The following is a 25,342-nucleotide window of genomic DNA, read 5'->3' on the forward strand; positions in this document are numbered from 1 at the left end:
CCGGCGGTCTTGTTTGCGGTGTATTACGACGCCGAGGGGCGGCGCCTGACGCGCAATTTCAACCGCAGCGATGCGCGGGTGCGGGCCCTGGTCGCTGCGGGGCAAGGCGATACCCCGCTGGACAAACTGATCGAGGCGGCGGCGCGCGATCCGCAGGTGTACATGGTCGAGAAGGACATCAATCCCATGGGGGCGCGGATCGGCAAGGTCCAGCTGGGTCTGTCCAGGTCGGCTGTGGAGCAGGAGTTGCAAGCGCTGGATCAGCGTTTCTCCGCGCTGGTGGACGATGCGGGCGAGCTGGTGGATGCCAGTCTGGTCGGCGCGGCACGCGACAGCACCCAGGCACTACAGCGCCGTCTAAGCGAGGCGCAGCAGGCGGCCGAGGGTATGGCGCAGGGTAGTCTGAGTTCGGTCAGGGCCGCTGCCGAGAGCTTGCGCTGGCGCATCGCCGTCGGGCTCTTGGTGGTTGGTCTGTTGGCGTTGCTGGCGGTGGCGCTGGTGCTCGGCTGGCGGGTGTTGAGTCGCCTGCGATTGCTGATCGCGGCCTTGCAGGACTTGGCGGAGGGCGAGGGGGACCTGACCCGGCGGGTCGAGTTGGACAGTCGTGACGAGGTGGGCGAGATGGCGGCCGCGGTCAATCGGTTTGTCGCCAGGTTGCAACCCATAGTGCGCGAGGCGGGCGAGGTGGCGGTGCTCACCGGGCAGGAGATCGGCAGTCTGGCGTCACGCAGTGCGGCGGCCGAGGCTGCCGCCGGACGTCAGCGCGACGAGGTGGCGGGTAGTCTGCAGGCCTTGGCACAGATGGCGGGTGAAGCCCAGGCGGAAAGCCAGGCGATGCAAGAGGCGCTGCGCCGGGTGGCGGCGATTCGTCAGGCGACCCAGGATAATGCGGCGATTGCGGCGCGGGTCGGTGGGGCGATGGAGACCCTGGTGCTGCGGGTTGGCGACGGTGCGGCGGTGATCGAGCGTCTGGCCAGGCAGAGCGAGCAGATCGAGGTGGTGTTGACGGTGATCCATGGCATCGCCGAGCAGACCAACCTGCTGGCCTTGAATGCCGCCATCGAGGCGGCCCGCGCCGGCGAGAGCGGCCGTGGTTTCGCCGTGGTCGCCGACGAGGTACGTGCGCTGGCGAGCAAGACCCAGCAGTCGACCGGCGACATCAAGGCGCATATCGGTGCCTTGCAAAAAGGCGCGCGTGAGGCGGTTGGCGCCATCGGGCAGGCCGGGCAGCAGGCGGATCAGGGGCTGGCTGCGCTGCTGGAAAGCGCCAAGGTGCAGCGGTCGGTGCAGGCGGCGGTGGAGGAGGTGCATGGCGCCATCAATGCGGCGACTCAGGCGGCGGCGCATCAGGCGCAAGGTGCCGATGCGGTGCGTGGGCGGGTCGAGGTGATCCATGCTGAGGCCCAGCGAGCGGCCGAGGCGGTGGCTGCCACGGCCGACAGCGGACGGGTGCTGGATGGTCTGGCCAAGCAACTGAAAGCCAGTCTGGGGCAGTTCCGCGTTTAGCAATGGCTGCGCATGCCTGATTGGCGCTGAGGCGCCGAGCCCGACAAGAGCGTGTCGGGCTGCGCGGTCCGGCCGGCAATGCGTATGCGCGTACCGGCTCCTGCTTGTCTGCCGGGCTCCGGCGCGATTGCTGTGCTAAATCGCAGGCAAGAAAAAACCGAGCACTTGGCTCGGTTTTTTTGAATTGGTGCCCAGGAGAAGACTCGAACTTCCACGACCGTAAGGTCACCAGCACCTGAAGCTGGCGTGTCTACCAATTTCACCACCTGGGCATTGATTGCAAATATTGCTTGTTTGCTATCAACTACAACTCGGTTAACTTCGTTTCCCGTCGTTGTGGCGCGCATAATACGGATCGACTTTTTACTTGTAAACCCCTGTGCTCAAAAAATTTTATTCTGCCTGCTGTGCTGACCCGGATAGTGGTTTCGCGCTTCAATAGGCACATGGCAAACCGAATTTATATAGAAAAGGTGAACTCTCTCTAATGGCCGACTGGCAATCCCTCGACCCTGAGGCCGCTCGTGAAGCGGAAAAATACGAAAACCCCATCCCGAGTCGCGAGCTGATTCTGCAGCACCTCGCCGAGCGTGGTTCCCCGGCAAGCCGTGAGCAGTTGCTCGACGAGTTCGGCCTGACCACCGAAGAGCAGGTCGAGGCGCTACGTCGTCGACTGCGCGCCATGGAGCGCGACGGCCAGTTGATCTATACCCGTCGTGGCACCTATGCACCGGTGGACAAGCTGGACCTGATCCTCGGACGCGTCAGCGGCCACCGCGACGGTTTCGGCTTTCTGATTCCGGACGACGGCAGCGATGACCTGTTCCTCAGTCCGGCGCAGATGCGCCTGGTCTTCGACGGCGACCGTGCCTTGGCCCGGGTTACCGGCCTGGATAGGCGTGGGCGCCGCGAAGGCGGCATCGTCGAAGTGCTGACCCGTGCTCATGAAGCCATCGTCGGACGCTATTACGAAGAGAGCGGTATCGGTTTTGTGGTCGCCGACAACCCGAAGATCCAGCAGGAAGTGCTGGTCACCCCGGGGCGCAATGCCGGGGCCAAACAGGGTCAGTTCGTCGAGGTGAAGATCACCCATTGGCCGACCCCGCGTTTCCAGCCACAGGGCGATGTGGTCGAAGTGGTCGGCAACTACATGGCGCCGGGCATGGAAATCGATGTCGCGCTGCGCAGCTATGACATTCCACATGTCTGGCCCGAGGCCGTGGTCAAGGAAGCGCGCAAGCTCAAGCCTGAAGTCGAAGACAAGGACAAGGAAAAGCGCATCGATCTGCGTCATCTGCCCTTCGTCACCATCGACGGCGAAGATGCCCGTGATTTCGACGATGCGGTCTATTGCGAGAAGAATGGCAGTAACTGGCGGCTGTTCTCCGGCGGCTGGAAGCTGTACGTGGCGATTGCCGACGTCTCCCATTATGTGAAAGTCGATTCGGCGCTGGATGCCGAGGCGCAGGTGCGTGGCAACTCGGTGTATTTCCCCGAGCGGGTGATCCCGATGCTGCCGGAGGAGCTGTCCAACGGCCTCTGTTCGTTGAATCCGCAGGTGGATCGTTTGGCCCTGGTCTGCGAGATGAGCATCTCCAAGACCGGCAAGATGATCGACTACCAGTTCTGCGAGGCGGTGATCCACTCCCACGCGCGCCTGACCTACAACAAGGTCAGTGCCATGCTCGAAGAGCCGAAAGGCAGCGAAGGCAAGGCCTTGCGCAGTGAGTACAAGGAAGTACTGCCGCACCTCAAACAGCTCTACTCGCTGTATCAGGTATTGCTGGCGGCGCGTCACGAGCGTGGCGCCATCGATTTCGAGACCCAGGAGACGCGGATCGTCTTCGGTGTCGACCGCAAGATCGCCGAGATCCGCCCGACCCAGCGCAACGATGCGCACAAGCTGATCGAGGAGTGCATGCTGGCCGCCAACGTGGCCACCGCCGCATTCATGCAGAAGCATGAAATTCCGGCGCTGTACCGTGTGCACGATGGTCCGCCGCCCGAGCGTGTGGAAAAGCTCAAGGCTTTCCTCACCGAGTTGGGTCTGTCCCTGCATCGCGGCAAGTCCAAGGACGGTCCGACGCCCAAGGACTACCAGGCGCTGCTGGAAAGCATTCGCGGTCGCCCGGATTACCACCTGATCCAGACCGTGATGCTGCGTTCGCTCAGCCAGGCGGTGTACAGCGCCGACAATCAGGGCCACTTCGGCCTGAACTACGAAGCCTATGCCCACTTCACCTCGCCGATCCGCCGCTACCCGGATCTGCTGATCCATCGGGCGATCCGCAGCGTGATCCGCTCCAGACTCGACACCCCGCACGTCAAGCGCGCGGGCGCGGCGAGCATGCCCAAGGCACGCATCTATCCTTACGATGAAGCGATCCTCGAGCAGCTCGGCGAGCAGTGCTCGATGTCCGAGCGGCGCGCCGACGAGGCCACCCGTGATGTGGTGAACTGGCTCAAGTGCGAGTTCATGAAGGATCGCGTCGGCGAAACCTTCCCCGGGGTGATCACCGCGGTGACCGGTTTCGGTCTGTTCGTCGAGTTGACCGATATCTACGTTGAAGGCCTGGTGCATGTCACCGCCTTGCCCGGCGATTACTACCACTTCGATCCGGTCCATCATCGTCTGGCCGGAGAGCGCAGCGGGCGCAATTTCCGTCTTGGCGATACGGTCGAGGTCAAGGTCATGCGGGTCGATCTGGACGAGCGCAAGATCGACTTCGAAATGGCCCAGAGCGTTGTGGATGCGCCAGCCGGGCGCCGGCGTGGCGGCTTCGAGTCGGCTAAAGCCGGGCGCAGGGACGGGCGAGCTGTCGCTGCCGGTGGCACCGATGTGGAGAAAAGCCGCGAGTTGAAAAAAACGCTGCTGGCCGAGTCCAAGGGTAAGGGGCGCGGTACTAAAAGCGAATCCTCCAAGCCGGCGAGTGCGGATGCGAAATCCGCCAAGCACCGCAAGGGTCCGCCAAAGAGCGGGGCGCCGGCTGCGGGTGGCGCCCCGCGCAAGCGTAAGGCGAAATCATGAGTCAGCTGGAAAAGATCTACGGCGTGCATACCGTGGAAGCCTTGCTGCGCCATCACCCCAAGCGGGTCAAGCAGATCTGGCTCGCGGAAGGGCGCAATGATCCGCGGGTCCAGGCCCTGTTGGCCTTGGCGGCCGATGCGCGGGTTGCCGTCGGCCAGTGCGAGCGCCGCGAGATGGATGCCTGGGTCGAGGGTGTGCATCAGGGGGTGGTCGCGGATGTCAGTCCCAGCCAGGTCTGGGGCGAGGCGATGCTCGAGGAGTTGCTCGATCGCGCCATAGGCCCGCCGCTGTTGCTGGTGCTGGATGGGGTGACCGATCCGCACAACCTCGGCGCCTGCCTGCGCACCGCCGATGCGGCGGGTGCGCTGGCGGTGATAGTGCCCAAGGACAAGTCCGCCACGCTCAATGCCACGGTGCGCAAGGTGGCCTGTGGTGCCGCCGAGGTGATTCCGCTGGTGGCGGTGACCAATCTGGCGCGCAGCCTGGAGAAGCTCCAGCAGCGTGGTCTGTGGGTGGTCGGTACTGCCGGTGAGGCCGAGCAGGAGCTGTATCAGCACGACATGACCGGGCCGACCGTGCTGGTCATGGGTGCCGAAGGCAAGGGTATGCGTCGGCTGACCCGCGAACATTGCGATTACCTGGTCAAGCTGCCGATGGCCGGCAGTGTCAGCAGTCTGAATGTCTCGGTGGCGACCGGGGTCTGCCTGTTCGAAGCGTTGCGCCAGAGACGTAGTACCAAGCCGTAAGCGATAAGTTGCAAGCGAATCAGTGTGCAGGCGGCTTTTGCTTTTAGCTTGCAGCTTGAGGCTTATAGCTACAGCGCTCCGCGCTGCTCAAATAATCACCAGTCCACCTTGCTTGTGCATGGGCGCTTCTCTAGAATGGCGCCCCTTGCCGTGACGGCAGGCGCTAGTGCGCCCCTCTGTTGCGGCAAGACACACAGTGATATTCACTCCTTGCCTGACCGCGTTTGGCGGCAGGCTACAACCCGTAAGGAGCATTTATGCGTCATTACGAAATCATCTTTCTGGTTCACCCGGACCAGAGCGAGCAAGTCGGCGGCATGGTTGAGCGTTACACCAAGCTGATCGAAGAAGACGGCGGCAAAATCCACCGCCTGGAAGATTGGGGTCGTCGTCAGCTGGCTTACGCCATCAACAACGTCCACAAGGCTCACTACGTGATGCTCAACGTTGAGTGCACCGGCAAGGCCCTGGCCGAAATGGAAGACAACTTCCGTTACAACGATGCCGTGATCCGTAACCTGGTCATCCGTCGCGACGAGGCCGTTATCGACCAGTCCGAAATGCTCAAGGCCGAAGAAAACCGCAGTGAGCGCCGTGAGCGCCGCGACCGTCCTGAAGGTGCCGATTCCGCCGATGGCGATGACAGCGACCGCAGCGATAGCCGCCGCGATAACAGCGACGCCAGCGACAACGCTGACGAGTAATCCACGGATCTATTGAGGAGCCAATTACATGGCACGTTTCTTCCGTCGTCGTAAGTTCTGCCGTTTCACCGCTGAAGAGGTGAAGGAGATCGATTTCAAAGATCTCAACACCCTGAAAGCCTACATCTCGGAAACCGGCAAGATCGTTCCTAGCCGTATCACCGGTACCAAGGCTCGTTATCAGCGTCAGCTGGCTACCGCTATCAAGCGCGCCCGCTTCCTGGCCCTGCTGCCCTACACCGACAGCCACGGCCGCTGAGATCGGGTGTTCGACAAGAAGTAAGGGATAAGAGACATGCGCGCCTTAGCTGAATTCATTATGCGCGGCCGCATGCAGGCCATCCTCGTGGTGGTTGTTTCGGCGGCATTGCCGCTGCTGTTCTGGTTAAGTGCTGCCGCAGGTTGCCTGGTGCTCCTGCGGCGCGGTCTGAGTGATGCCCTGGGCATCCTCGCTTGGGCCCTGCTGCCGGCGATTGGCTGGTGGTATTTCGGTGAACCGCGCACCCTGTTGGTGTTGCTCGGTGCGCTGGGGCTGGCGATGTTGTTGCGCGCCAGTCTGTCCTGGGATCGTGTGCTGCTGTGCAGCGTGGTATTGGGCCTGGTGTACGGGTTGGTCTTGGGTGCGGTGTTCCGCGAACCCATCGCGGCGATGGCAGGTGAGCTGCAAAAGCTCCTGCCACAGATGCTCGATGGGGTTCACCAGCAGATGTCGGTGGACGAGCGAGCGCGCCTGGAGAGCCTGATCGCACCGGTGCTGACCGGTTTATTGGCGGCGTTGCTGCAGATTGTCAGCCTGCTGAGCCTGATGCTTGGGCGTTATTGGCAGGCGCTGTTGTATAACCCTGGCGGTTTCGGACGCGAATTTCGCGCGCTGCGACTGCCGCTGGCACCGGCGATGTTGCTGCTGGTCGGCATGCTACTGGGCCCCAATCTGGGGCCGCAGATGGCCATGCTGACTCCGCTGTGCAGCGTGCCGCTGGTGTTCGCCGCCGTTGCCCTGTTGCATGGGCTGGTGGCGCAAGGGCGACTGGCGAAGTTCTGGCTGGTCGGGTTGTACATCACGCTGCTGCTGTTCATGCAGCTGACTTATCCGTTACTGGTGGTCTTGGCCATTGTCGACAGCCTGTTTGATTTTCGTGGTCGCTTCGAGCGCAAGCAAGGCTCGGGTCCCACGAACGGTGAAGGTTAAAAGTTAAGAGGTTATTACCAAATGGAACTGATCCTGCTGGAAAAAATCGCCAACCTGGGCAACCTGGGCGATAAAGTGAACGTTAAGGCCGGTTACGGCCGTAACTTCCTGCTGCCATTCGGCAAAGCCACCGCTGCAACCGCTGCCAACCTGGCTGCGTTTGAAGCGCGTCGCGCCGAATTGGAACAGCTGGCTGCCGATAAGAAGGCATCTGCTGAAACTCGCGCCGCTCAGCTGGCTGAACTGGAAGTCACCATCACCGCTACCGCGGGCGATGAGGGCAAACTGTTCGGCTCCATCGGTACGCACGACATCGCCGACGCCCTGACCGCCTCTGGCGTGGAAGTGGCCAAAGCCGAAGTGCGTCTGCCGAACGGTACCATTCGCCATATCGGCGAATACGACGTGGCCGTGCACCTGCACTCCGACGTTGAAGCGACCGTGCGGGTCGTTGTGGTTGCAGCCGCCTAAGAGCCTCGCTCTGAAGCTAGCCGCTCAACGGACTTGCGCTTAGGTGCAGGCTCGTTAACATCGGGCACGGCATTGCGTTAGCGATGCCGTGCCCTTTGTTTTTCTATTCTCGAAATTCAGTGCAGCCGATTTTTTCCAGAGCCCTATGAACGACATCAGCATTCCCGAGCAATACGACCTGCAAACCTCCGCCTTGAAAGTGCCGCCGCACTCGATCGAGGCCGAGCAAGCCGTGCTGGGTGGCCTGATGCTCGACAACAATGCCTGGGAGCGGGTGCTCGATGCGGTGTCCGATGGCGATTTCTATCGGCATGACCACCGCCTGATCTTCCGTGCCATCTACAAGCTGGCCGAGCGCAACCACCCCTTCGACGTGGTTACCGTGTCCGAGCAACTGGACAAGGAAGGCCAGCTGTCCCAGGTCGGCGGCCTGGCCTATCTGGGCGAACTGGCGAAGAACATTCCGTCGGTGGCCAACATCAAGGCCTATGCGCAGATCATCCGCGAGCGTGCCACCCTGCGCCAGCTGATAGGCATCAGCGGCGAAATCGCCGACAGCGCCTATTCGCCACAGGGCCGCACCGGCGAGGAGATTCTCGACGAGGCCGAGCGGCTGATCTTCCAGATCGCCGAGGCGCGGCCGAAGACCGGCGGTCCGGTGGGCATCAACGACATCCTGGTCAAGGCCATCGACCGCATCGACACCCTGTTCAACTCGGGCGATGCGATCACCGGCCTGTCCACCGGCTTTAACGATCTGGATGCGCAGACCAGCGGCCTGCAGCCGGCGGATCTGATCATCGTAGCCGGCCGACCGTCCATGGGTAAGACCACCTTCGCCATGAACCTGGTGGAAAACGCCGTGTTGCGCAGCGACAAGGCCATCGTCGTGTATTCGCTGGAGATGCCGTCGGATTCGATCGTCATGCGGATGCTCGCCTCCCTGGGGCGCATCGACCAGACCAAGGTGCGTGCCGGCCGCCTGGATGACGACGATTGGCCGCGCCTGACCTCGGCGGTCAACCTGCTCAATGACCGCAAGCTGTTCATCGACGACACCGCCGGCATCTCGCCGTCGGAGATGCGCGCGCGCACCCGGCGCCTGGCCCGCGAGCACGGCGAGATCGGCATGATCATGGTCGACTACCTGCAGCTGATGCAGATTCCCGGCTCCAGCAGCGAAAGCCGGGTCAACGAGATCTCCGAGATTTCCCGTTCGCTCAAGGCCCTGGCCAAGGAATTCAACTGCCCGGTGATCGCCCTGTCGCAGCTCAACCGTTCCCTGGAGCAGCGCCCCAACAAACGCCCGATCAACTCCGACTTGCGCGAGTCCGGGGCGATCGAGCAGGACGCCGACATCATCATGTTCGTCTACCGCGACGAGGTGTATCACCCGGAGACCGAGCTCAAGGGGGTGGCCGAGATCATCATCGGCAAGCAGCGTAACGGCCCGATCGGCACCACACGCCTGGCCTTCCTCGGCAAGTATTCGCGCTTCGAGAACCTGGCGCCGGGCAGCTATCAGTTCGACGAGGACTGATAGCTTGTGAAAAACTCTCGCCTGCTGCGACCGCCTCCAGACGCCCGCTGCTGACGTAGCGCGCCTTGCCGCGAACGCCTGGAGACGCTCTTTCTATGGCGCTTCTGGCTCAGGTCAGGACTTGTAGGCGGGGGCCATGCCCTCGCTGCCGAGGTAGGGCGCGAGGTAATCCTCCAGGTGTTGCCCGGGGCCGGGCTGGTAGGTTTCGTCGAGGTCGTCGAGGCTTTCCACCCGGTCGATACGGAAGTTGCGAAAATCGTTGCGCAACTCGCACCAGCTGCACAGCGTCCAGGTCTGCCCCCAGAAGAACAGGCCCAGCGGCCAGATGCGCCGCAGGCTGGCTTGCCCGCTTTCATCGCGGTAACTCAAGTGCAATTTGCGCCGCAGGCGGATCGCCTGACGTAAATGGCCGAGCCAATGCAGCGGATAGACATTCACCTCGGGGGCGAACAGGCGATTGCCGTTGAGCTCGTCGCGCAGGGCGGCGGGCAGCACGCTGTGGATTTTCGCCAGCGCCGATTCGGCGGCCCGTTGCAGGTCCGGGTCGGCCCAGGCGTTGACCATGCGCGCGCCGACCACCAGGGCTTCGATCTCTTCGCGCTCGAACATCAGCGGCGGCAGATCCATAGGTTGGCGCAGCACATAGCCGACCCCGGCCTCGCCCTCCAGCGGCACGCCGGAAAGCGACAGGTCCTGAATGTCGCGGTAGATGGTGCGCACCGAAACCTGCAAGCGCTCGGCCAGCCACTGCGCGGTGGTCAGGCGACGACTGCGCAGGAACTGGACGATCTGGAACAGGCGGTCGGCGCGTCTCATGTACTCTCCCCGAATGGGCTGGTTATAACCTATTCCGGTTCACTGCGGGGCGGCGCTAACCGCTGCAGGCAGAAACGGCCGGACGAAGGCATGGCTGTCCGGCGCCTGGGCAACTCAGGACATGCTGTGCAGACCCACCTCATTACCCTCGCTGTCTTTTATCACGGCGATGAAACCATGGGGGGCGATGGACATCTTGCCCTGGATGATCGTGCCGCCCGCCGCCGGAACCCGGTTCACCACGGCCGCCAGTTGCCCTTCGACATTCAGGTAGACCCGGGTTCCACCTATGCCGCTTTGCTGTTCGGGCGCGTCGCTCAGGCAACCGCCGACGCCGCTCTGCGGGTTGCAGGGAAACAGGGCCATACGCCCGCCCATGCCATCCATCGTCTCCAGCGGGGTTGCCAGCGCCTGCTCATAGAAGCGGCGGGCGCGCTCGAAGTCGCTGACGAACAGTTCGAACCAGTTGATCGCATTCATTTCTCTCTCCTTGGAATGGGGGATGTCAGCAGGCCGGCACCGTCGATGGCGCGTTCTGGCCTGCGAAGCCCACTCTAGGCCAGGGCTACTGACAGCCTGGTGTCAGTAGGGTCTGTCTGCTCCGGATTGCTGCACGGCTGTGTTGCGATGGCTCGTTGCTGGGGCGTCGAGGCGCATGTCGAAGCGCGGTTTTCGGCACTAAATTAAACGAATTCAGTTACTTATAAGTTGCTTGAGGCAGCTGGCGTAAAGCTTGCAAATGAGCTGGCAACACAACGACTGTGCCAATGGCGGTGCAGGGTTGACAGACAAAGACGTCGTGACCGGTGCAGGCAAGCTCGCCTGCGCTCCGGCCGCGGCGTTTTTTTTCGGCTCAACCTCGCGCCTGCCGAACAGGCGGTGCGCGGAGGAGGACGCAGATGCTGCTCGATCGTGTCACCGCCATTTCATCCGCTGCATCCCCTATTGCGCTGCCCATGGCCGCGCCGGCACCCGCCGTTGCGCCCTTGATCATCGTCGGCGCCGGCCCGGTAGGCGTGCGTTGCGCCCAGGAATTGCTGCGTCGTGGCTATCCCGGCCAGGTCCTGCTGTTCGGCGACGAGCCCTGGGCGCCCTATGACCGGGTGCGCCTGAGCGCCTTGCTGGCCGGCGAGGTCGACCTGGAAGGCATCACCACCCCGGGTCTGCCAGGCCAGTTGAGCAGTCATCTGGGTTGCCGGGTCAGCCATATCGAGCCGCTGAGCAAGTATGTGGAAGATGCTCAGGGCCGGCGTTTCCACTATTCCCGGCTGATTCTCGCCACCGGCTCGCGCGCGCATATCCCCGAGGTGCCTGGGGTCGATTTATCCGGCGTTTTCGTGTTTCGCGATCTGGGCGATACCGTCGCCTTGCTTGCCCGCACCGCGCGCAGCCGTCATTGCGTGGTGGTCGGCGGCGGCCTGCTCGGCCTGGAAGCGGCGCGGGCGATGCAGCGCGGCAATACCCAGGTGACCCTGGTGCAGCAGGCGCCGCGCCTGATGAACCGGCAACTGGACGAGCCTGCTGCCGAGCTGTTGCTGCGCCAGGTGCGCGAGCTGGGTATCGAGGTGCTGCTCGCTGCCGGCCTGGGCGGTGTGCTCGGTGCCGGGCGGGTCAGTGGCGTGCGCCTGCGCGACGGCCGCGAACTGGCCTGCGATACGGTGCTGCTGGCTACCGGCATCCGGCCCAATATCGAACTGGCGCTGGCGGCGCAATTGCGGGTCGGCCATGGCGTTGTGGTCGACGATGAACTGCTGACTTCCCACGCCGACATCCATGCCATCGGCGAATGCGCCGAGCACCGTGGCCTGACTTACGGCCTGGTCGCGCCGGGCTTCGAGCAGGCCGCGGTGCTGGCCGCGCGGCTGACCGGCGAAACGGCGCATTACCGTGGCTCGTTGCAGGCGACCCAGCTCAAGGTCGCCGGCTTGCCGGTGTTCAGCGCCGGCGAAGTGGTCGAGCCGCTTAAGCGCATCAACCAGCGCGAATACAGTTACAACGACCCGCAGCAGGGCGGCTACCGCAAGTTGCTGGTGCACCGTGGCCGCCTGCTCGGCGCCCTGGCGGTGGGCGAGTGTGCGGAGAGCCGGCGCTGGCTGGATGCCCTGCAGCAAGGGCGGCGCATCGGCCCGCTGATGCTCTGGCGCTTTCGCCGCGAGGGCCGTTTGTGGCCGGCGGCCAGCGAGCAGGTCGCGCAGTGGCCAACGAACACCGTGGTTTGCCAGTGCATGGGCGTGCAACGCGGCCAGCTCAGCGCCTGCATTGTCGCCGGCGCCACGGATATCGCGACGCTCGGGCAGCAATGCGGTGCCGGTACGGTATGCGGCGGCTGCAAGCCGTTGCTGCAGAACCTCTTGGGCGACAGTGCGCCGCGCCAGGCCGAGCGCGGTGCTGCGGGGCTGGCGCTGGGCGGTGGCCTGGCCGTGGCCGCGGTGTTGGCCGTTAGCCAATTGCCGGCCCTGGCTGCGCCGACTTCGGTATTGCAGGCGGGCCTCAGCTGGCTGTGGCAGGACGGCTTCTGGCGTCAGGTCAGCGGCTTCTCGCTGCTCGGTCTGGCCCTGCTCGGCCTGCTGATGTCACTGCGCAAGCGCCTGCCGAAATTGCCCCTCGGCGCCTTCGCCAACTGGCGCCTGCTGCATGTGGCCCTCGGCGTGCTGGCCCTGGCGCTGCTGGTGCTGCACACCGGCTTGGACCACGGACAGAACCTCAATCGCTGGCTGCTATTCGATTTCCTTCTGCTGCTTGGCGTTGGCGGCCTGGCGTCGGCTTTGCTCGCGGTCGAACACAAATTACCGCCGGCCCTGGCCCGGCGCGCTCGGCAGCTGTTGCTGTGGGGTCACATTGTCGCGGTCTGGCCATGGCCGGCGCTGCTCGGCGTACATGTGCTGTCGGTTTATTACTTTTAAGGACGGGCGATGAAGTACGCAATCTGGGCGCTTTGGTTGTCGACCCTGCTGGCTGTGGCCGGTTGGTACGGCTATCGCCTGTATGCCGGCGAGGATCTGCAAGCCTTCAATCCGGGGCCGCTGTCGGCCGGTCATCATCAACTGGAGCAGGCTTGCGGCGCCTGTCATGTCAGTCCATTGGGCGGCGGCGAGGTGCTGCAGAAGGCCTGCGTCAATTGCCACGGCGACGAACTGAAAGCCACCCGTGACGCCCACCCGCAAAGCAAATTCACCGATCCGCGCAACGCCGACCGCCTGGCCCATCTGGACGCGCGCTACTGCCTGGCCTGCCATGTCGAGCATGCGCCCGAGCGCACCCGGCCGATGGCGGTGACCCAGCCCGATGACTTCTGCGTGCACTGCCATGCCGAGATCGCCGAGGACCGCCCCAGTCACCAGGGTATGGCGTTCGATACTTGCGCCAGCGCCGGCTGCCACAACTACCACGACAACCGCGCGCTCTACGAAGACTTCCTGGTCAAGGGCGCCGACCAGCCGCTGCTGCTGGAAATCGCCCGCATCGCCGCGCCGGCGCCGTTGGCGGATAAGCATCCGGATTGGCAGAAGCCGGCCGAGGTGCCGCTGCCCGATGCGCCGCGTGAGCAACTGAACGCCGAAGCGGTCGCCGACTGGCTGGCCAGCGGCCATGCCGAAGCCGGGGTCAATTGCAGCGGCTGCCACCAACCCCAGGGCGTCGCCTGGCAAGCCAAGCCGGCGTTGGCAACCTGTCAGGGCTGCCATGCCGGTGAGGCCCAGGGCTTTTTTGCCGGCAAGCACGGTATGCGCTTGAATCCCCAACTGCCGGTCAAATTGACGCCGATGCGCCCGGAGCAGGGCTTGCTGGCGTTTGCCGCCGAGAGCGCCGGGCATGAACTGAGCTGCAGCAGCTGCCATGGCGCGCACAGGGTCGACCGGGTGGTAGCGGCCGTCGAGGCCTGCCTCGGCTGCCATGCCGACCAGCACTCGCTGGCTTATCAAGGCTCGCCTCACCAGCGGCTCTGGCAAGCCGAACAGCGCGGCGAGCTGCCGCCGGGTAGCGGGGTGAGTTGCGCCAGTTGCCATCTGCCGCGCGAGACCGCCGAGGTGCACGGCCAGGAGCTCCGCTTGGTGCAGCACAACCAGAACGCCAACCTGCGTCCCAACGAAAAAATGCTGCGCGGCGTCTGCCTCGACTGTCACGGGCTGCCCTTCGCCCTCGATGCCCTGGCCGACCCGCTGTTGCTCAAGAACAACTTCCGAGGCGCGCCTGCGCAACATGTCCCCAGTGTGGACATGGCGCTGGAGCGTGCCCGGCGATGAGTAGCACAGATGCCTCTGCCAACCTAAAAAAACCTGATAGGGAGAACACCATGCACACGACTCTACGACCCATGCTCGCCGTCGCCGTTACCGCCGGCCTGCTGACTATCACCGGTTGCCAGGAAAGCAAACCGAGCGGCTTCAGCCCGCAGCAACTCACCGACATGCTGCATCTGGTGATGGAATCCGACCGCGCCGTCTACACCAAACAGGTGGTCAATCGCCTGAAGGATGAGGGCGTGATCAAGCCCAGCGAACACTTCATCGACGACAAGGCCCTGCCGTTGCCGGCGCAGATGTTCCGCTTCGGCGCCGAAGCGGTGGCGGCCAAGACCGACGCCTTCAGCTATTCGCTGCAGTCACTGTGGCCGATCAACAAGCAGAACGCGCCGCGCACCGAGGCCGAGAAGATTGGCCTGCAGTTCATCATCGATAACCCGGGGCAGAACTACTACACCGAGGAAAAACTCGGCGAGCAGAGCTACTTCACCGCCGTCTACCCCGACGCCGCCGTGGCGCCGGTGTGCGCCTCCTGTCACAACGAACACAAAGACAGCCCGCGTACCGACTTCAAGCTCGGCGACGTGTTGGGCGGGGTGGTGATCCGTGTCCCGCTGGGCGGTTAGTGCGGGGCTGGCCGGCAGCCTGCTGCTGGCCGGTTGCGGCGAGAGCCCGGAGCAGGCCGAGCTGAGACTCGGCCAACAGATATGGCAGGGCACCTGCAAGGTCTGTCACCTCAACGGCCTCGGCGGTGCGCCGGCCAAGGGCAATCGCAAGGCCTGGGCGCCGCGCATCGAGCAAGGCATGGAGGTGCTGATCGGCCATGCGCTGAATGGCTTCGAGGGTGCCGAGGGCAGCATGCCGGCGCGCGGTGGTAACGCCGCGCTGAGCGATCCGCAGGTGGCCGCCGCGGTGAAATATATGGTGTCGCAGAGCCGCTAGAGCGCTGCCACCACAACTTGAGAGGATCTAACTATGACCCCGAAACAGATCGAGCTGGTGCAAGGCAGCTTCGCCAAGGTGGCACCGATTGCCGACGAGGCCGCGGCGCTGTTCTACCACAACCTGTTCACCGCCGACCCGAGCCTCAAGCCCTTGTTCAAGGGCGATATGCTGGCCCAGGGCAAGAAGCTGATGCAGATGATCGGCGTGGCCGTGGACAAGCTGAACGAGCTGGAGGTGCTGGTGCCGGTACTGCAGCGCCTCGGCGCAGGCCATGTCGACTACGGCGTGGAAGACAGCCACTACGCCACCGTCGGCACTGCCTTGCTGAAAACCCTCGGCCAGGGCCTGGGCGATGCCTTTACCGAGGAAGTGGAGCAGGCCTGGACCAGCGCCTACGGGCTGATGGCCAACACCATGATCGCCGCGGCGAACAAGACCACCGCTTGAGAAGCACCGGGGCGCCGCCCGGCGTCCCGGTTATGTCGGTTGGCTGCGCGCCGCCCACCGCGCCTGGCGCTTGCAGCTTGCAGGGCGACGTTTAAGATGGTCGCCCCATCACCCTGCAGAGCCCGCTCCATGCGCCCCCTAGTCGCCACCATCGATCTGTCCGCCATTCGTCATAACTACGCTGTGGCCAAGCGCTGTGCGCCCGGTCGCCAAGCCTTTGCGGTGGTCAAGGCGAACGCCTACGGGCATGGCCTGGGCGAGGTGGTGACGGCGCTGCATGAGGTGGCCGATGGTTTCGCCGTGGCCAGCCTGGAGGAGGCCGCCGAGGTGCGCGCGCTACATGACGAGGCACGCATCCTGTTGCTCGAAGGTTGTTTTGAGGCGGCCGAGTACCCGCTCGCCGCGCAACTCGGCCTGGACCTGGTGCTGCACAGCGAGCAGCAGCTCGCGCAGTTGCTCGCCGCCAGCCTCAGCCGGCCGCTGAATACCTGGCTGAAGCTGGACAGCGGCATGCACCGCCTGGGCCTCGACGAGGCGGCGTTGCGCGCCTGTCACAGCCGTTTGCAGGGGGCGGCGCAAGTCGCCGAAGTGAACCTGATAAGCCATTTCGCCTGCGCCGACGAGCGCGGCCATGAGCAGAGCGAGCGGCAGCTGGAGGCTTTTCTCGATCTGCTCGACCTCGATTTCGCCCAGCGTTCGCTGGCCAATTCGGCGGCCATCCTGACCATTCCCGCGGCCCATATGGATTGGCTACGGCCGGGCATCATGCTCTACGGCGCCACGCCATTCGCCGAGTTGAGCGCCGCGGAGCTGGGCCTCGAACCGGCCATGACCCTGAGCGCGCAACTGATCGCGATTCACCAAGTGGCGGCCGATGACAGCGTGGGTTATGGCGCCGCTTGGCGCGCCGAGCGGCCGTCGCGTATCGGCACGGTCAGCTGCGGTTATGCCGATGGCTACCCGCGCCATGCGCCGAGCGGCACACCGCTGCTGGTGCGCGACCAGCGCGTGCCCTTGGCGGGGCGGGTGTCGATGGACATGCTGACGGTGGACCTGACCGACCTGCCGGCCGCGCAAATCGGCGACGAAGTGCAGCTGTGGGGCGCGCAGTTGCCGGTGGATGAGGTGGCCCGGGCGGCCGGCACCATCGGTTACGAGTTGCTGACCAAGGTGACCCGGCGCGTGCCGCGGCGTTATCGCAATGCCTGAGATCTTGTGAAAAAACGCTCGCCTACTGCGATCGCCTCCAGACGCACGCTACGGTGTTGCGCTGCGATCGCCTGCAGACGCTCCCGCGACGGCGCTCGATATTGCCACGGCCTTTGAATGCTAGAGGCCGCTGTTGACCTTGATCACGTCGAGTTGCAGGCGTGCACTGTCGCTCAGTTCGCCGTCGTCGCCGCAGACCGACGCGCCCGAGCGACCGCCTGCCTTGACCTTGTACAGCGCCTCGTCGGCCGCCTTGTAGAGGCCGGTGAAATGACTGGCATGTTGCGGGTAGAGGGCCGCGCCGATGCTGATGGTCACCAGCAGCCGTTCGGCGCCATAGAGTACCGGCTGGGCCAGTTCGGCGAGCAGGCGCGCGGCAATCTCGCGGGCGTGCCGTTCGGCCTCGTCGCCGCAGATCAGCACGGCGAACTCATCGCCGCCCAGGCGCGCCACGCTATCGCCGCTGCGCACATGCTCGCGCAGGCGCTGGGCAATCACCTGCAGCATCAGGTCGCCGGCATCATGGCCGAAGCGGTCGTTGATCGGCTTGAAGTGGTCGAGGTCGATCAGCAGCAAGACCACGCTTTCTCCGTGGCGCTCGGCTTGGGCCAGGGCGGTTCCGGTACGTTCGACCAGATAGCGGCGGTTCGGCAGCTCGGTCAGCGGATCGTGGAAGGCGGCATGTTGCAGTTCCAGTTCGCGTTGCAGCAACCGCTGGTTGGTCGCTTCCAGCTCGGCGGTGCGTTGCTCCACCGCGCGTTGCAGCTCGTCGGCGTTGCTCTGGGCCAGCGCCAGGCGCGCGGTTTTCTCGCGGTCGGCTTGTCTTAGCGCTGCGGCCTTCTCCTGTTTGAGCACCTGGATGCGGTAGGCCAGGGCGAAGGAGAACAGGATGGTTTCTGCTGCGACCGACAATGGGAACAGGTAGGCGGTGAAGTTGTACGGCTCGATCAGCCCGGCCGCGCGCATCACCAGCACCACTGTGCTGCTGAGGACGGCGCCGTAGCCGAGCAGGTAGAAGCGCGCCGGGAAGAAACCCTGGTAGCAGCGCAGGCCGGCACTGAACAGGGCGGTTGGCACCGTGACCAGCGGGGTCAGGGCGATCAGCAGGGCACCTTCGGCGCGATAGCCGAAGGCGTTGATCGCGATGGCGATGACATAGAGCACGCAGCCGGCATTCAGCAGGCGATGCGACCAGAGCAAGCCGCGTTTGGTGTAGAGCAGCTCCTGGGTGAAGCGCATGACGAAGATGCCCCAGAGTGAGGGCAGGGTGATGCGGTCCAGCCAGAAGGGCACGGCATTGTCGGGCCACAGGTACTGGAAGCCGTGACCGGTCATGCTGAGGATGAACACCAGCACGCAGGCGGTGGCCAGCACGTACCAGAGATAGGCCTTGTCGCGCAGGGCGATCAGGATGAACAGATTGTAGAGCAGCAGCGCCAGGATCATCCCGTAGACCAGGCCGAAGCCGATATTCTCGTTGCTGGCCTGTTGCTCGAGGTCGCCGAGCTGCCAGATGGTCAGCGGGAAGGAGTTGCCGGCGGGGTCGAGGCTGCGGAAGTACAGGGTCAGGGGTTCTTCACCCAACTCGGGCAGTTTGAACAGCATGCGCCTATAGGCGTAGTCGCGGCCCTCGGCGTAGGGCACCGCTGTGCCCGTTGCCCGGGTGTGCCAGCCACCCCGGCCGTCGGGCAGGTAGAGTTGCAGGTTGAAGATGGTGATGCCGGCGTTTTCCAGCCACCACTGGCTGGGTGTGCCCCGGCCGCGTTGCAGGGTGACCTTGATCCACCAGGGATGGCGGCTCTGGCCGACGGTGGCACGGCCATTCGCCGGCTGAAAGCGGCTTTGCACGGCCGGATCCGCCATGTCGGCGATGCTCAGCCGAGCGCCCGTGTCCTCCAGCAGCTCGATCTGACCGTTGAGCATGTGCCCGCTGCTGGCGCTGTCGAGCAGGATGGTTGCCGCACTGGCCGCGGCGGGCAGGCAGGTCAGGCTCAACAGTAGAATGAATGAGGAGACTATCCGCTGCACTGCATGCACCTCTTGTGCCCGGCACCGCTATCGCCACCGGTGGCAATCGCTCGAGTATAGCCATAACTCTGGATGTGATCACAAATGCCTGGTGTCGGGCACAAGTGCGGTCACCTGGGTTTGTCCCAGTGCCAGGGTCGGATTTGGTCAAATTTTGTGCTATATTTCGCGGCCGTTTACTCCTGACATCTCGGTCATCTTCATGCACGCAGCCAAGCCGTTATTCGACTATCCAAAATACTGGGCTGAGTGCTTCGGCCCTGCGCCTTTCCTGCCGATGAGCCGGGACGAGATGGATCAGCTCGGCTGGGACAGTTGCGACATCATCATCGTCACCGGCGATGCCTATGTCGACCATCCGTCGTTTGGCATGGCGATCATCGGCCGCCTGCTCGAGTCCCAGGGCTTCCGCGTCGGCATCATCGCCCAGCCGGACTGGAGCAGCAAAGACGATTTCATGAAGCTCGGCGAGCCCAATCTGTTCTTCGGCGTCGCGGCCGGCAACATGGATTCGATGATCAACCGCTACACCGCCGACAAGAAGATCCGTTCCGACGACGCCTACACGCCCGGCGGCCTGGCTGGCAAACGCCCGGATCGTGCCAGCCTGGTCTACAGCCAGCGCTGCAAGGAAGCCTACAAGCACGTGCCGATCGTACTCGGCGGCATCGAGGCCTCGTTGCGCCGCATCGCTCATTACGATTACTGGCAGGACAAGGTCCGCCATTCGATCCTGATCGACGCCTGTGCCGACATCCTGCTCTACGGCAACGCCGAGCGCGCCATCGTCGAAGTGGCCCAGCGCCTGTCCTACGGCCACAAGATCGGAGAGATCACCGATATCCGCGGCACCGCCTTCATTCGCCGCGACACGCCGCAAGACTGGATGGAGATCGACTCCACGCGCATCGACCGGCCGGGCAAGGTCGACAAGATCATCAACCCCTACGTCAATACCCAGGACACCCAGGCCTGCGCCATCGAGCAGGAAAAGGGACCGGTAGAGGACCCGAATGAAGCCAAGGTGGTGCAGCTGCTGGCGCACCCACGGCTGGAGCGCGACAAGACGGTAATCCGCCTGCCCTCGTTCGAGAAGGTTCGCGCCGACTCGGTGCTCTACGCCCACGCCAACCGCGTGCTGCACCTGGAGACCAACCCGGGCAACGCCCGCGCCCTGGTGCAGAAGCATGGCGAGGTGGATGTCTGGTTCAACCCGCCACCCATCCCCATGACCACCGAAGAGATGGACTACGTGTTCGGCATGCCCTATGCGCGGGTGCCGCACCCGGCCTATGGCAAGGAAAAGATCCCGGCCTACGAGATGATCCGCTTCTCGGTCAACATCATGCGCGGCTGTTTCGGCGGCTGTACCTTCTGCTCGATCACCGAGCACGAAGGACGGATCATCCAGAACCGTTCGCAAGAGTCGATCATCCGCGAGATCGAAGAAATCCGCGACAAGGTGCCGGGTTTCACCGGGGTGATTTCCGACCTCGGCGGGCCGACCGCGAATATGTACCGCATCGCCTGCAAAACCCCGGAAATCGAGTCCGCCTGCCGCAAGCCGTCCTGCGTGTTCCCCGGCATCTGCGAGAACCTCAACACCGACCACTCGGCGCTGATCCAGCTGTACCGCTCGGCTCGCGCGCTGCCGGGGGTGAAGAAGATCCTGATCGCCTCGGGGCTACGCTATGACCTCGCCGTGGAGTCGCCGGAGTACGTCAAGGAGCTGGTCACCCACCATGTCGGCGGCTACCTGAAGATCGCTCCGGAGCACACCGAAGAAGGCCCGCTGAACAAGATGATGAAGCCGGGCATCGGCAGCTACGACAAGTTCAAGCGTATGTTCGAGAAGTACTCGAAAGAGGCGGGCAAAGAGCAGTACCTGATCCCCTACTTCATCGCCGCGCACCCCGGCACCAGCGACGAGGACATGATGAACCTCGCCCTGTGGCTGAAAAGCAGCGGCTTCCGCGCCGACCAGGTACAGGCGTTCTATCCCTCGCCGATGGCCACCGCCACTGCCATGTACCACTCGGGCAAGAATCCGCTGCGCAAGGTCACCTACAAGAGCGACGGCGTGCCTATCGTCAAGAGCGAGGCCCAGCGCCGCCTGCACAAGGCCTTCCTGCGTTACCACGACCCGAAAGGCTGGCCGATGCTGCGCGAGGCGCTGGAGCGCATGGGCCGCAGCGACCTGATCGGGCCGGGCAAAAACCAGTTGATCCCGCTGCATCAGCCGGCCACCGACAGCTACCAGAGTGCACGCCGCAAGAATTCCACCCCGGCCGGCAGCAAGAAGGTCGGTGGTGCCGCGCGCGGCGCGGGTGACAAGACCCGGCCGTTGCTGACCCAGCACACCGGCCTGCCGCCGCGCGACACCGGTGCCGCGGGCGGCAACCCATGGGACAAGCGCGAACAAGCCAAGGCCGCCGCCCAGGCGCGCAACCAGCAGGCCGCCAAGGAGCGCGCCGATGCCGCCAAGGGCAAAGGCAAGAAGCCGCCGAGGAAGCCTGTAGCGCCGCGTTGATTGGCTTGTAATGGCCACAGGCTGTCGCGGCTAAAGCCCCTCCCACGGGATCCAGGATGTCTGTGGGAGGGGCCGGGCGGCGTTCCGCTGTAGGCGCGAGCTTTTGCGCTGTTTAGCCGGGTAGGGTGGGCAGCCTAAATCGCTCCCCGGATTGCGCTGGCGCTTATCCGGGCTGCAGAGCGATGCTATTTAGCCGTAACGCTTCTGCGCCTCGATGGCCAGACCGCTGCCGATGCTGCCGAAGGTATTGCCTTCCACATGGCGGGCATTCGGTAGCATTGCCGCGACGCTCTGGCGCAGTGCCGGGATGCCGCTGGAACCACCGGTAAAGAACACCGTATCGACCTGTTCGACGCCCACCCCGGCATCGCCGAGCAACTGGGTGACGCTGGCGCGCACGCGTTCGAGCAGCGGCGCTATGGCCCCCTCGAACAGTTCGCGGGTCAGCTCGGCGACCAGGCCGGGTTCGACCCGGCCCAGGTCGATGGGCCGCTCTGTCTGCTCGGTCAGGGCGATCTTGCTGTCTTCCACCTGCATCGCCAGCCAGTGGCCGTCGCGCCGTTCGATCAGCTTGAACAAACGGTCGATGCCGGTGGGGTCGACGATGTCGTAGCGCATGCTCTGCAGCGCCCGCTGCGACTGCGCCGAGTAGACCGCGTTGATGGTGTGCCAGGTGGCCAGATTGAGGTGGGTGCTGGTGGGCATGGGTGCGTCGCTCTTCATCCGGCTGCCGTAGCCGAACAGCGGCATCACACCCTGCAGGCTGAGCTGCTTGTCGAAATCGGTACCGCCGATATGCACACCGCCGGTGGCGAGGATATCGTCATGCCGCTCGGCGACGCTGCGTCGCTGCGGTGACAGACGTACCAGGGAGAAGTCCGAGGTGCCGCCGCCGATGTCGACGATCAGCACCAGCTCTTCGCGCTCGATGCCGGACTCGTAGTCGAAGGCCGCGGCGATCGGTTCGTATTGGAAGGACACGTCCTTGAAACCGAGCTTGTATGCCACCGCCACCAGGGTGTTCTGCGCTTCGAGATCGGCCACCGGGTCGTCGTCGACGAAGAACACCGGGCGGCCCAGCACCACTTCCTCGAACGGCCTGCCGGCCACGGCTTCGGCGCGGTTCTTCAGCTCGCCGATAAAGAAGCCGAGCAGGTCCTTGAACGGCAGGGCGCTGCCCAGCACCGTGGTTTCGCTCTTCAGCAGCTTGGAGCCGAGCAGGCTCTTCAGCGAGCGCATCAGCCGGCCCTCGTAGCCTTCCAGGTATTCCTGCAGGGCCAGGCGACCGTAGACCGGTCGGCGTTCCTCGAGGTTGAAGAACACCACCGAGGGCAGGGTGATCTTGCCGTCTTCCAGTTCGATCAGGGTCTCGGCGTCGGGACGCAGCCAGCCGACGGTGGAGTTGGAGGTGCCGAAGTCGATGCCGCAGGCGCGGGCGGGAGTGGAGAAAATCATGCGACGCGCTGTTCCTAGAAAAACGGCCGCGCATTCTATGCGAGTCGTGCGCCTCTTGCTGCGCTTATTGCGCTATGACGCGACGAACGATCCCCAACCCAGGGTCAGCGCGGCCAGCGCCAGGTAACGCCCGCTCTTGGCCAGGCCGACGATCAGCAGGAAGACCCACAAGCGCTCACGCATCACCCCGGCGACCAGGGTCAAGGGATCGCCGATGATCGGCAGCCAGCTGAGCAGCAGCGACCAGCGTCCGTAGCGCGTATACCAGCCCTGCGCCTGGTGCAGGCGCTGTTCGCTGACCGGAAACCAGCGGCGCTGACGAAAGTGTTCCAGGTAGCGCCCCAGCTGCCAGTTGACAAGCGAACCTAGGACATTGCCGACGCTGGCCACCGCCACCAGCAGCCACAACGGGTAGGTTTCGCTGAGCAGCAGGCCGACCAGCACCGCCTCGGAGCCCAATGGCAGCAAGGTCGCGGCGCCGAAGGCCGAGAGGAACAGGCCCACATAGGCGGAGAACGTCAGCACGCCGCAACTGGCCTGGGTGCCGGGCGCTGCCGCGCCTGTACGGCAGACCGCGTACTCAGGCCTGCGGGGCCATGATCTCTTCCAGCTTCAAGCCGGTGAGACCGTGAATGGTGCGCCACAGGTAATAGAAGATCGCCATCAGCATGATCATCGAGGGGATGGCGATCATCGGGTAGCTGAGCAGGTTCATCCGACCCAATTCCTCATTGAAGGCCTCGCTGCCGGATGGGCTGATCACGATCCACTTGGCCAGCACATAGTTCATCGCCGAGGAAAAGAAGAAGGTGCCGCTCAGCCAGTAGGTGGCGGTCAGCAGGCGCGTTTCGAAGTGCTGGGTATGGCCGCCCTGTTCCAGGCGCTCATGGATCTTGTCGACATTGAGCACGGTCTTGTTGAACAGCAGGGTGCGGATCAGCGGGTAGCGGGTGCGGGTCGACACCAGCACGGCGATGCCGATCAGGCCGGGAATCGTCGCTTCCTTGATCGCCAGCCACTGGTTGTCCAGCTTGAGCAGGCCGATGCCGCCGGTGAGCAGCACGCTGAGCAGGCCGAGCAGGGCGATGAAGTTGAATTTGCGGTACTTGACCAGCTCGAACGTGCCCCAGCCGAGGGGGAACGCCAGCGCCAGGATCAGAGCGCCATCGGCGCCGAGATTGGACTCGCCGCTGAACTTCATCAGGATCAGTGAAGGAATCAGGATGCTGATCAGCAAGTCCACCAGCGGGCGGGGTTTGTGTGCGGCGGTGGAGCTGTGGGTGGTCTCGGTCATGTCGGTCATAGTGCAGGAATGAATGTTGATGATCGCCTGCCTGGGCCGCGGCCGCCAGTCCGACCGTCGGTTGGACTGTGACAAAGTTGTACGCCAGAGCTGCGTCGGGAAGAAATCCTGCAGTGACGGCGGATTTTTGGCTGTAATTCTGTGCCTGTCGGGCGGCGCCCCAACACACTGATGCTAAGGTGATATTACTCGGTGGCTAGCGGTTATCTGACCGCAGGAGTCCGGTAATGCAGTCCTTTATGCTTTTTCGTGGGCCCTGCGCGGTGTTGGCCGTGTGCGCTGTGCTGGCGGGTCCGTTGGCGGCGAAGGAATGCATTGGCGTAGTCCCCGCCGGCACCCACAACTTCTGGACTCTGGTGGAGGTCGGCGCACAGCAGGCGGCCAGGGAAACCGGGGTCGACCTCTATTTTCGCGGACCCAGTCGCGAGGGCCGCGTCGAGACGCAGCTGCAACTGATCGACCGGGTCGTCGAGCGGGGTTGCAAGGCGCTGATCATTGCCCCGAGCGGTAGCGAGATCATCGCCAAGGTCCGCGAGCTCAAGGCGCGGGGCATTCTCAGCTTCTACATCGATCGCGATGTCGGCGGCGCCGATGTGCAAGCGGTGATCGCCTCCAACAATTACCAGGCCGGCCAGTTGGCCGGGCGCTACCTGGCGCAAGTGCTGGGCCGCAAAGGGCGGGTCGGGGTGATTCGCACGAGCCCGCCAATCGCCTCCGCCAGCGAGCGCCAGCGTGGATTTACCCAGGCGGTGAAGGCCGCGGGGCTGCGCATCGTCTTCGATCACCCGCTCGGCGATGATCCCGAGGTGGCGTTCAATGCCCTGCGCGAGCAGCTGCCACAACTCGATGCGCTGTTTACCCCGGATGGCTCCACCACCCGCACGACCCATGCCGCGTTGTTGCGCCTGCAGGCGGCGGAGCAAGTGCGGCATGTCGGTTTCGATGGCGGCCGCTTGCTGGCGGGCGCCCTCGGCAGCGGTCGGATCACCGCGCTGGTGATCCAGCGGCCCTACGCCATGGGCTATCGAAGCGTGCGTCTGGCCCAGCGCGCCTTGCGCGACAAGCGCGTGGAGTCCCAGCGGCGGCAGGTCGAACTGGAGGTGATGCTGGTGACCCGGGAGAATCTCGATCGGCTGGAGGTCAAGGAACTCCTGGCGTTGCCCTGGCGCCCCTGAAGGCATCGG

Annotated in this window: 22 protein-coding genes, 1 tRNA gene and 1 pseudogene; 17 read left to right on the top strand and 7 right to left on the bottom strand. The window is 64.2% G+C overall.

The features are described 5' to 3' along the window. Positions 1-387: 387 nt before the first annotated feature. Both ABZE94_RS00630 and ABZE94_RS00635 read left to right on the top strand, forming a co-directional pair. Positions 388-648, top strand: a pseudogene (locus tag ABZE94_RS00630) (HAMP domain-containing protein); the annotation flags it as partial. Further along, positions 622-1,506 carry a methyl-accepting chemotaxis protein gene (locus ABZE94_RS00635; protein WP_372873642.1) on the top strand — a complete coding sequence of 295 codons (885 nt, stop codon included), beginning with the start codon at positions 622-624 and terminating at the stop codon, positions 1,504-1,506. The pseudogene ABZE94_RS00630 and the gene ABZE94_RS00635, both read left to right, overlap by 27 nt. 185 nt (positions 1,507-1,691) lie before the next feature. Here the strand turns inward: ABZE94_RS00635 and ABZE94_RS00640 are convergent. Then, a tRNA-Leu gene (locus ABZE94_RS00640) sits at positions 1,692-1,778 on the bottom strand. Between the two features lie 215 nt (positions 1,779-1,993). Between ABZE94_RS00640 and rnr the strand changes: the two genes are divergently transcribed. From rnr to dnaB, 7 genes are all read left to right on the top strand, one after another. Next, positions 1,994-4,534, top strand: a complete 2,541-nt coding sequence (gene rnr, locus ABZE94_RS00645; RefSeq protein WP_372873605.1) for a ribonuclease R — start codon at positions 1,994-1,996, stop codon at positions 4,532-4,534. Next, positions 4,531-5,280: a 23S rRNA (guanosine(2251)-2'-O)-methyltransferase RlmB gene (gene rlmB / locus ABZE94_RS00650; RefSeq protein ID WP_372873606.1), complete on the top strand. Its 750-nt coding sequence runs from the start codon at positions 4,531-4,533 to the stop codon at positions 5,278-5,280. Before rnr ends, rlmB begins: the two co-directional genes overlap by 4 nt. A 257-nt stretch (positions 5,281-5,537) precedes the next feature. After that, entirely contained in the window at positions 5,538-5,984 is a 447-nt protein-coding gene (rpsF, locus tag ABZE94_RS00655) for a 30S ribosomal protein S6 (RefSeq protein ID WP_372873607.1), read from the top strand. Positions 5,985-6,012: 28 nt separating this feature from the next. Beyond that, positions 6,013-6,243 (top strand): 30S ribosomal protein S18, encoded by a 231-nt coding sequence (gene rpsR, locus ABZE94_RS00660; protein WP_069519637.1) that lies wholly within the window; start codon positions 6,013-6,015, stop codon positions 6,241-6,243. 36 nt (positions 6,244-6,279) lie between these two features. Next, the gene (locus ABZE94_RS00665; protein ID WP_372873608.1) at positions 6,280-7,173 is read left to right on the top strand and encodes a hypothetical protein; all 894 of its coding nucleotides are present in this window, start codon (positions 6,280-6,282) and stop codon (positions 7,171-7,173) included. 21 nt (positions 7,174-7,194) lie between these two features. Beyond that, on the top strand, positions 7,195-7,644 hold the full coding sequence (gene rplI / locus ABZE94_RS00670; protein WP_372873609.1) for a 50S ribosomal protein L9: 450 nt from the start codon (positions 7,195-7,197) through the stop codon (positions 7,642-7,644). Positions 7,645-7,789: 145 nt separating this feature from the next. Next, positions 7,790-9,184 carry a replicative DNA helicase gene (gene dnaB, locus ABZE94_RS00675; RefSeq protein ID WP_372873610.1) on the top strand — a complete coding sequence of 465 codons (1,395 nt, stop codon included), beginning with the start codon at positions 7,790-7,792 and terminating at the stop codon, positions 9,182-9,184. A gap of 114 nt (positions 9,185-9,298) precedes the next feature. Here the strand turns inward: dnaB and ABZE94_RS00680 are convergent, their stop codons facing one another. Together ABZE94_RS00680 and ABZE94_RS00685 are read right to left on the bottom strand one after the other, a co-directional pair. Further along, positions 9,299-10,000, bottom strand: a complete 702-nt coding sequence (locus ABZE94_RS00680) for a helix-turn-helix transcriptional regulator (RefSeq protein ID WP_372873611.1) — start codon at positions 9,998-10,000, stop codon at positions 9,299-9,301. Between the two features lie 114 nt (positions 10,001-10,114). Continuing rightward, the gene (locus tag ABZE94_RS00685) at positions 10,115-10,480 is read right to left on the bottom strand and encodes a VOC family protein (protein ID WP_372873612.1); all 366 of its coding nucleotides are present in this window, start codon (positions 10,478-10,480) and stop codon (positions 10,115-10,117) included. A gap of 419 nt (positions 10,481-10,899) precedes the next feature. Between ABZE94_RS00685 and ABZE94_RS00690 the strand changes: the two genes are divergently transcribed. The 6 genes from ABZE94_RS00690 (at position 10,900) to alr (ending at position 16,842) form a co-directional block, all read left to right on the top strand. Continuing rightward, entirely contained in the window at positions 10,900-12,903 is a 2,004-nt protein-coding gene (locus ABZE94_RS00690) for an FAD-dependent oxidoreductase (protein ID WP_372873613.1), read from the top strand. Between the two features lie 9 nt (positions 12,904-12,912). After that, positions 12,913-14,241 carry a cytochrome c3 family protein gene (locus ABZE94_RS00695; protein ID WP_372873614.1) on the top strand — a complete coding sequence of 443 codons (1,329 nt, stop codon included), beginning with the start codon at positions 12,913-12,915 and terminating at the stop codon, positions 14,239-14,241. A 50-nt stretch (positions 14,242-14,291) separates the two neighbouring features. After that, positions 14,292-14,867 carry a DUF3365 domain-containing protein gene (locus tag ABZE94_RS00700; protein WP_372873615.1) on the top strand — a complete coding sequence of 192 codons (576 nt, stop codon included), beginning with the start codon at positions 14,292-14,294 and terminating at the stop codon, positions 14,865-14,867. Continuing rightward, complete coding sequence (locus ABZE94_RS00705; protein WP_372873616.1) at positions 14,848-15,183, top strand: cytochrome c5 family protein; 336 nt, start codon at positions 14,848-14,850, stop codon at positions 15,181-15,183. The genes ABZE94_RS00700 and ABZE94_RS00705 overlap by 20 nt, the downstream gene beginning before the upstream one ends. Before the next feature lie 33 nt (positions 15,184-15,216). Continuing rightward, positions 15,217-15,633, top strand: coding sequence for a globin family protein (locus ABZE94_RS00710; protein WP_372873617.1), 417 nt, complete (start codon positions 15,217-15,219; stop codon positions 15,631-15,633). Between the two features lie 129 nt (positions 15,634-15,762). Beyond that, a complete protein-coding gene (gene alr, locus ABZE94_RS00715) occupies positions 15,763-16,842 on the top strand; it encodes an alanine racemase (protein WP_372873618.1) in 1,080 nt (359 codons plus the stop codon). Positions 16,843-16,962: 120 nt separating this feature from the next. On the opposite strand, the gene ABZE94_RS00720 is transcribed toward alr, so the two are convergent. Continuing rightward, positions 16,963-18,870, bottom strand: coding sequence for a diguanylate cyclase domain-containing protein (locus tag ABZE94_RS00720; protein WP_372873619.1), 1,908 nt, complete (start codon positions 18,868-18,870; stop codon positions 16,963-16,965). Positions 18,871-19,072: 202 nt separating this feature from the next. On the opposite strand from ABZE94_RS00720, the gene ABZE94_RS00725 reads away from it, so the two are divergent. Next, positions 19,073-21,400: a YgiQ family radical SAM protein gene (locus tag ABZE94_RS00725; RefSeq protein ID WP_372873620.1), complete on the top strand. Its 2,328-nt coding sequence runs from the start codon at positions 19,073-19,075 to the stop codon at positions 21,398-21,400. Between the two features lie 189 nt (positions 21,401-21,589). On the opposite strand, the gene ABZE94_RS00730 is transcribed toward ABZE94_RS00725, so the two are convergent. The 3 genes from ABZE94_RS00730 to ABZE94_RS00740 all read right to left on the bottom strand — a co-directional run bounded on the left by ABZE94_RS00730 (position 21,590) and on the right by ABZE94_RS00740 (position 24,149). After that, complete coding sequence (locus ABZE94_RS00730) at positions 21,590-22,855, bottom strand: Hsp70 family protein (RefSeq protein WP_372873621.1); 1,266 nt, start codon at positions 22,853-22,855, stop codon at positions 21,590-21,592. A 72-nt stretch (positions 22,856-22,927) separates the two neighbouring features. Next, positions 22,928-23,380, bottom strand: coding sequence for a YqaA family protein (locus ABZE94_RS00735; RefSeq protein ID WP_372873622.1), 453 nt, complete (start codon positions 23,378-23,380; stop codon positions 22,928-22,930). Positions 23,381-23,435: 55 nt separating this feature from the next. Then, entirely contained in the window at positions 23,436-24,149 is a 714-nt protein-coding gene (locus ABZE94_RS00740; RefSeq protein ID WP_372873623.1) for a VC0807 family protein, read from the bottom strand. 236 nt (positions 24,150-24,385) lie between these two features. Between ABZE94_RS00740 and ABZE94_RS00745 the strand changes: the two genes are divergently transcribed. After that, the gene (locus tag ABZE94_RS00745) at positions 24,386-25,333 is read left to right on the top strand and encodes a substrate-binding domain-containing protein (RefSeq protein WP_372873624.1); all 948 of its coding nucleotides are present in this window, start codon (positions 24,386-24,388) and stop codon (positions 25,331-25,333) included. Positions 25,334-25,342 lie beyond the last annotated feature (9 nt).

Source organism: Pseudomonas sp. (assembly GCF_041601375.1).
Taxonomy (GTDB): Bacteria; Pseudomonadota; Gammaproteobacteria; order Pseudomonadales; family Pseudomonadaceae; genus Aquipseudomonas.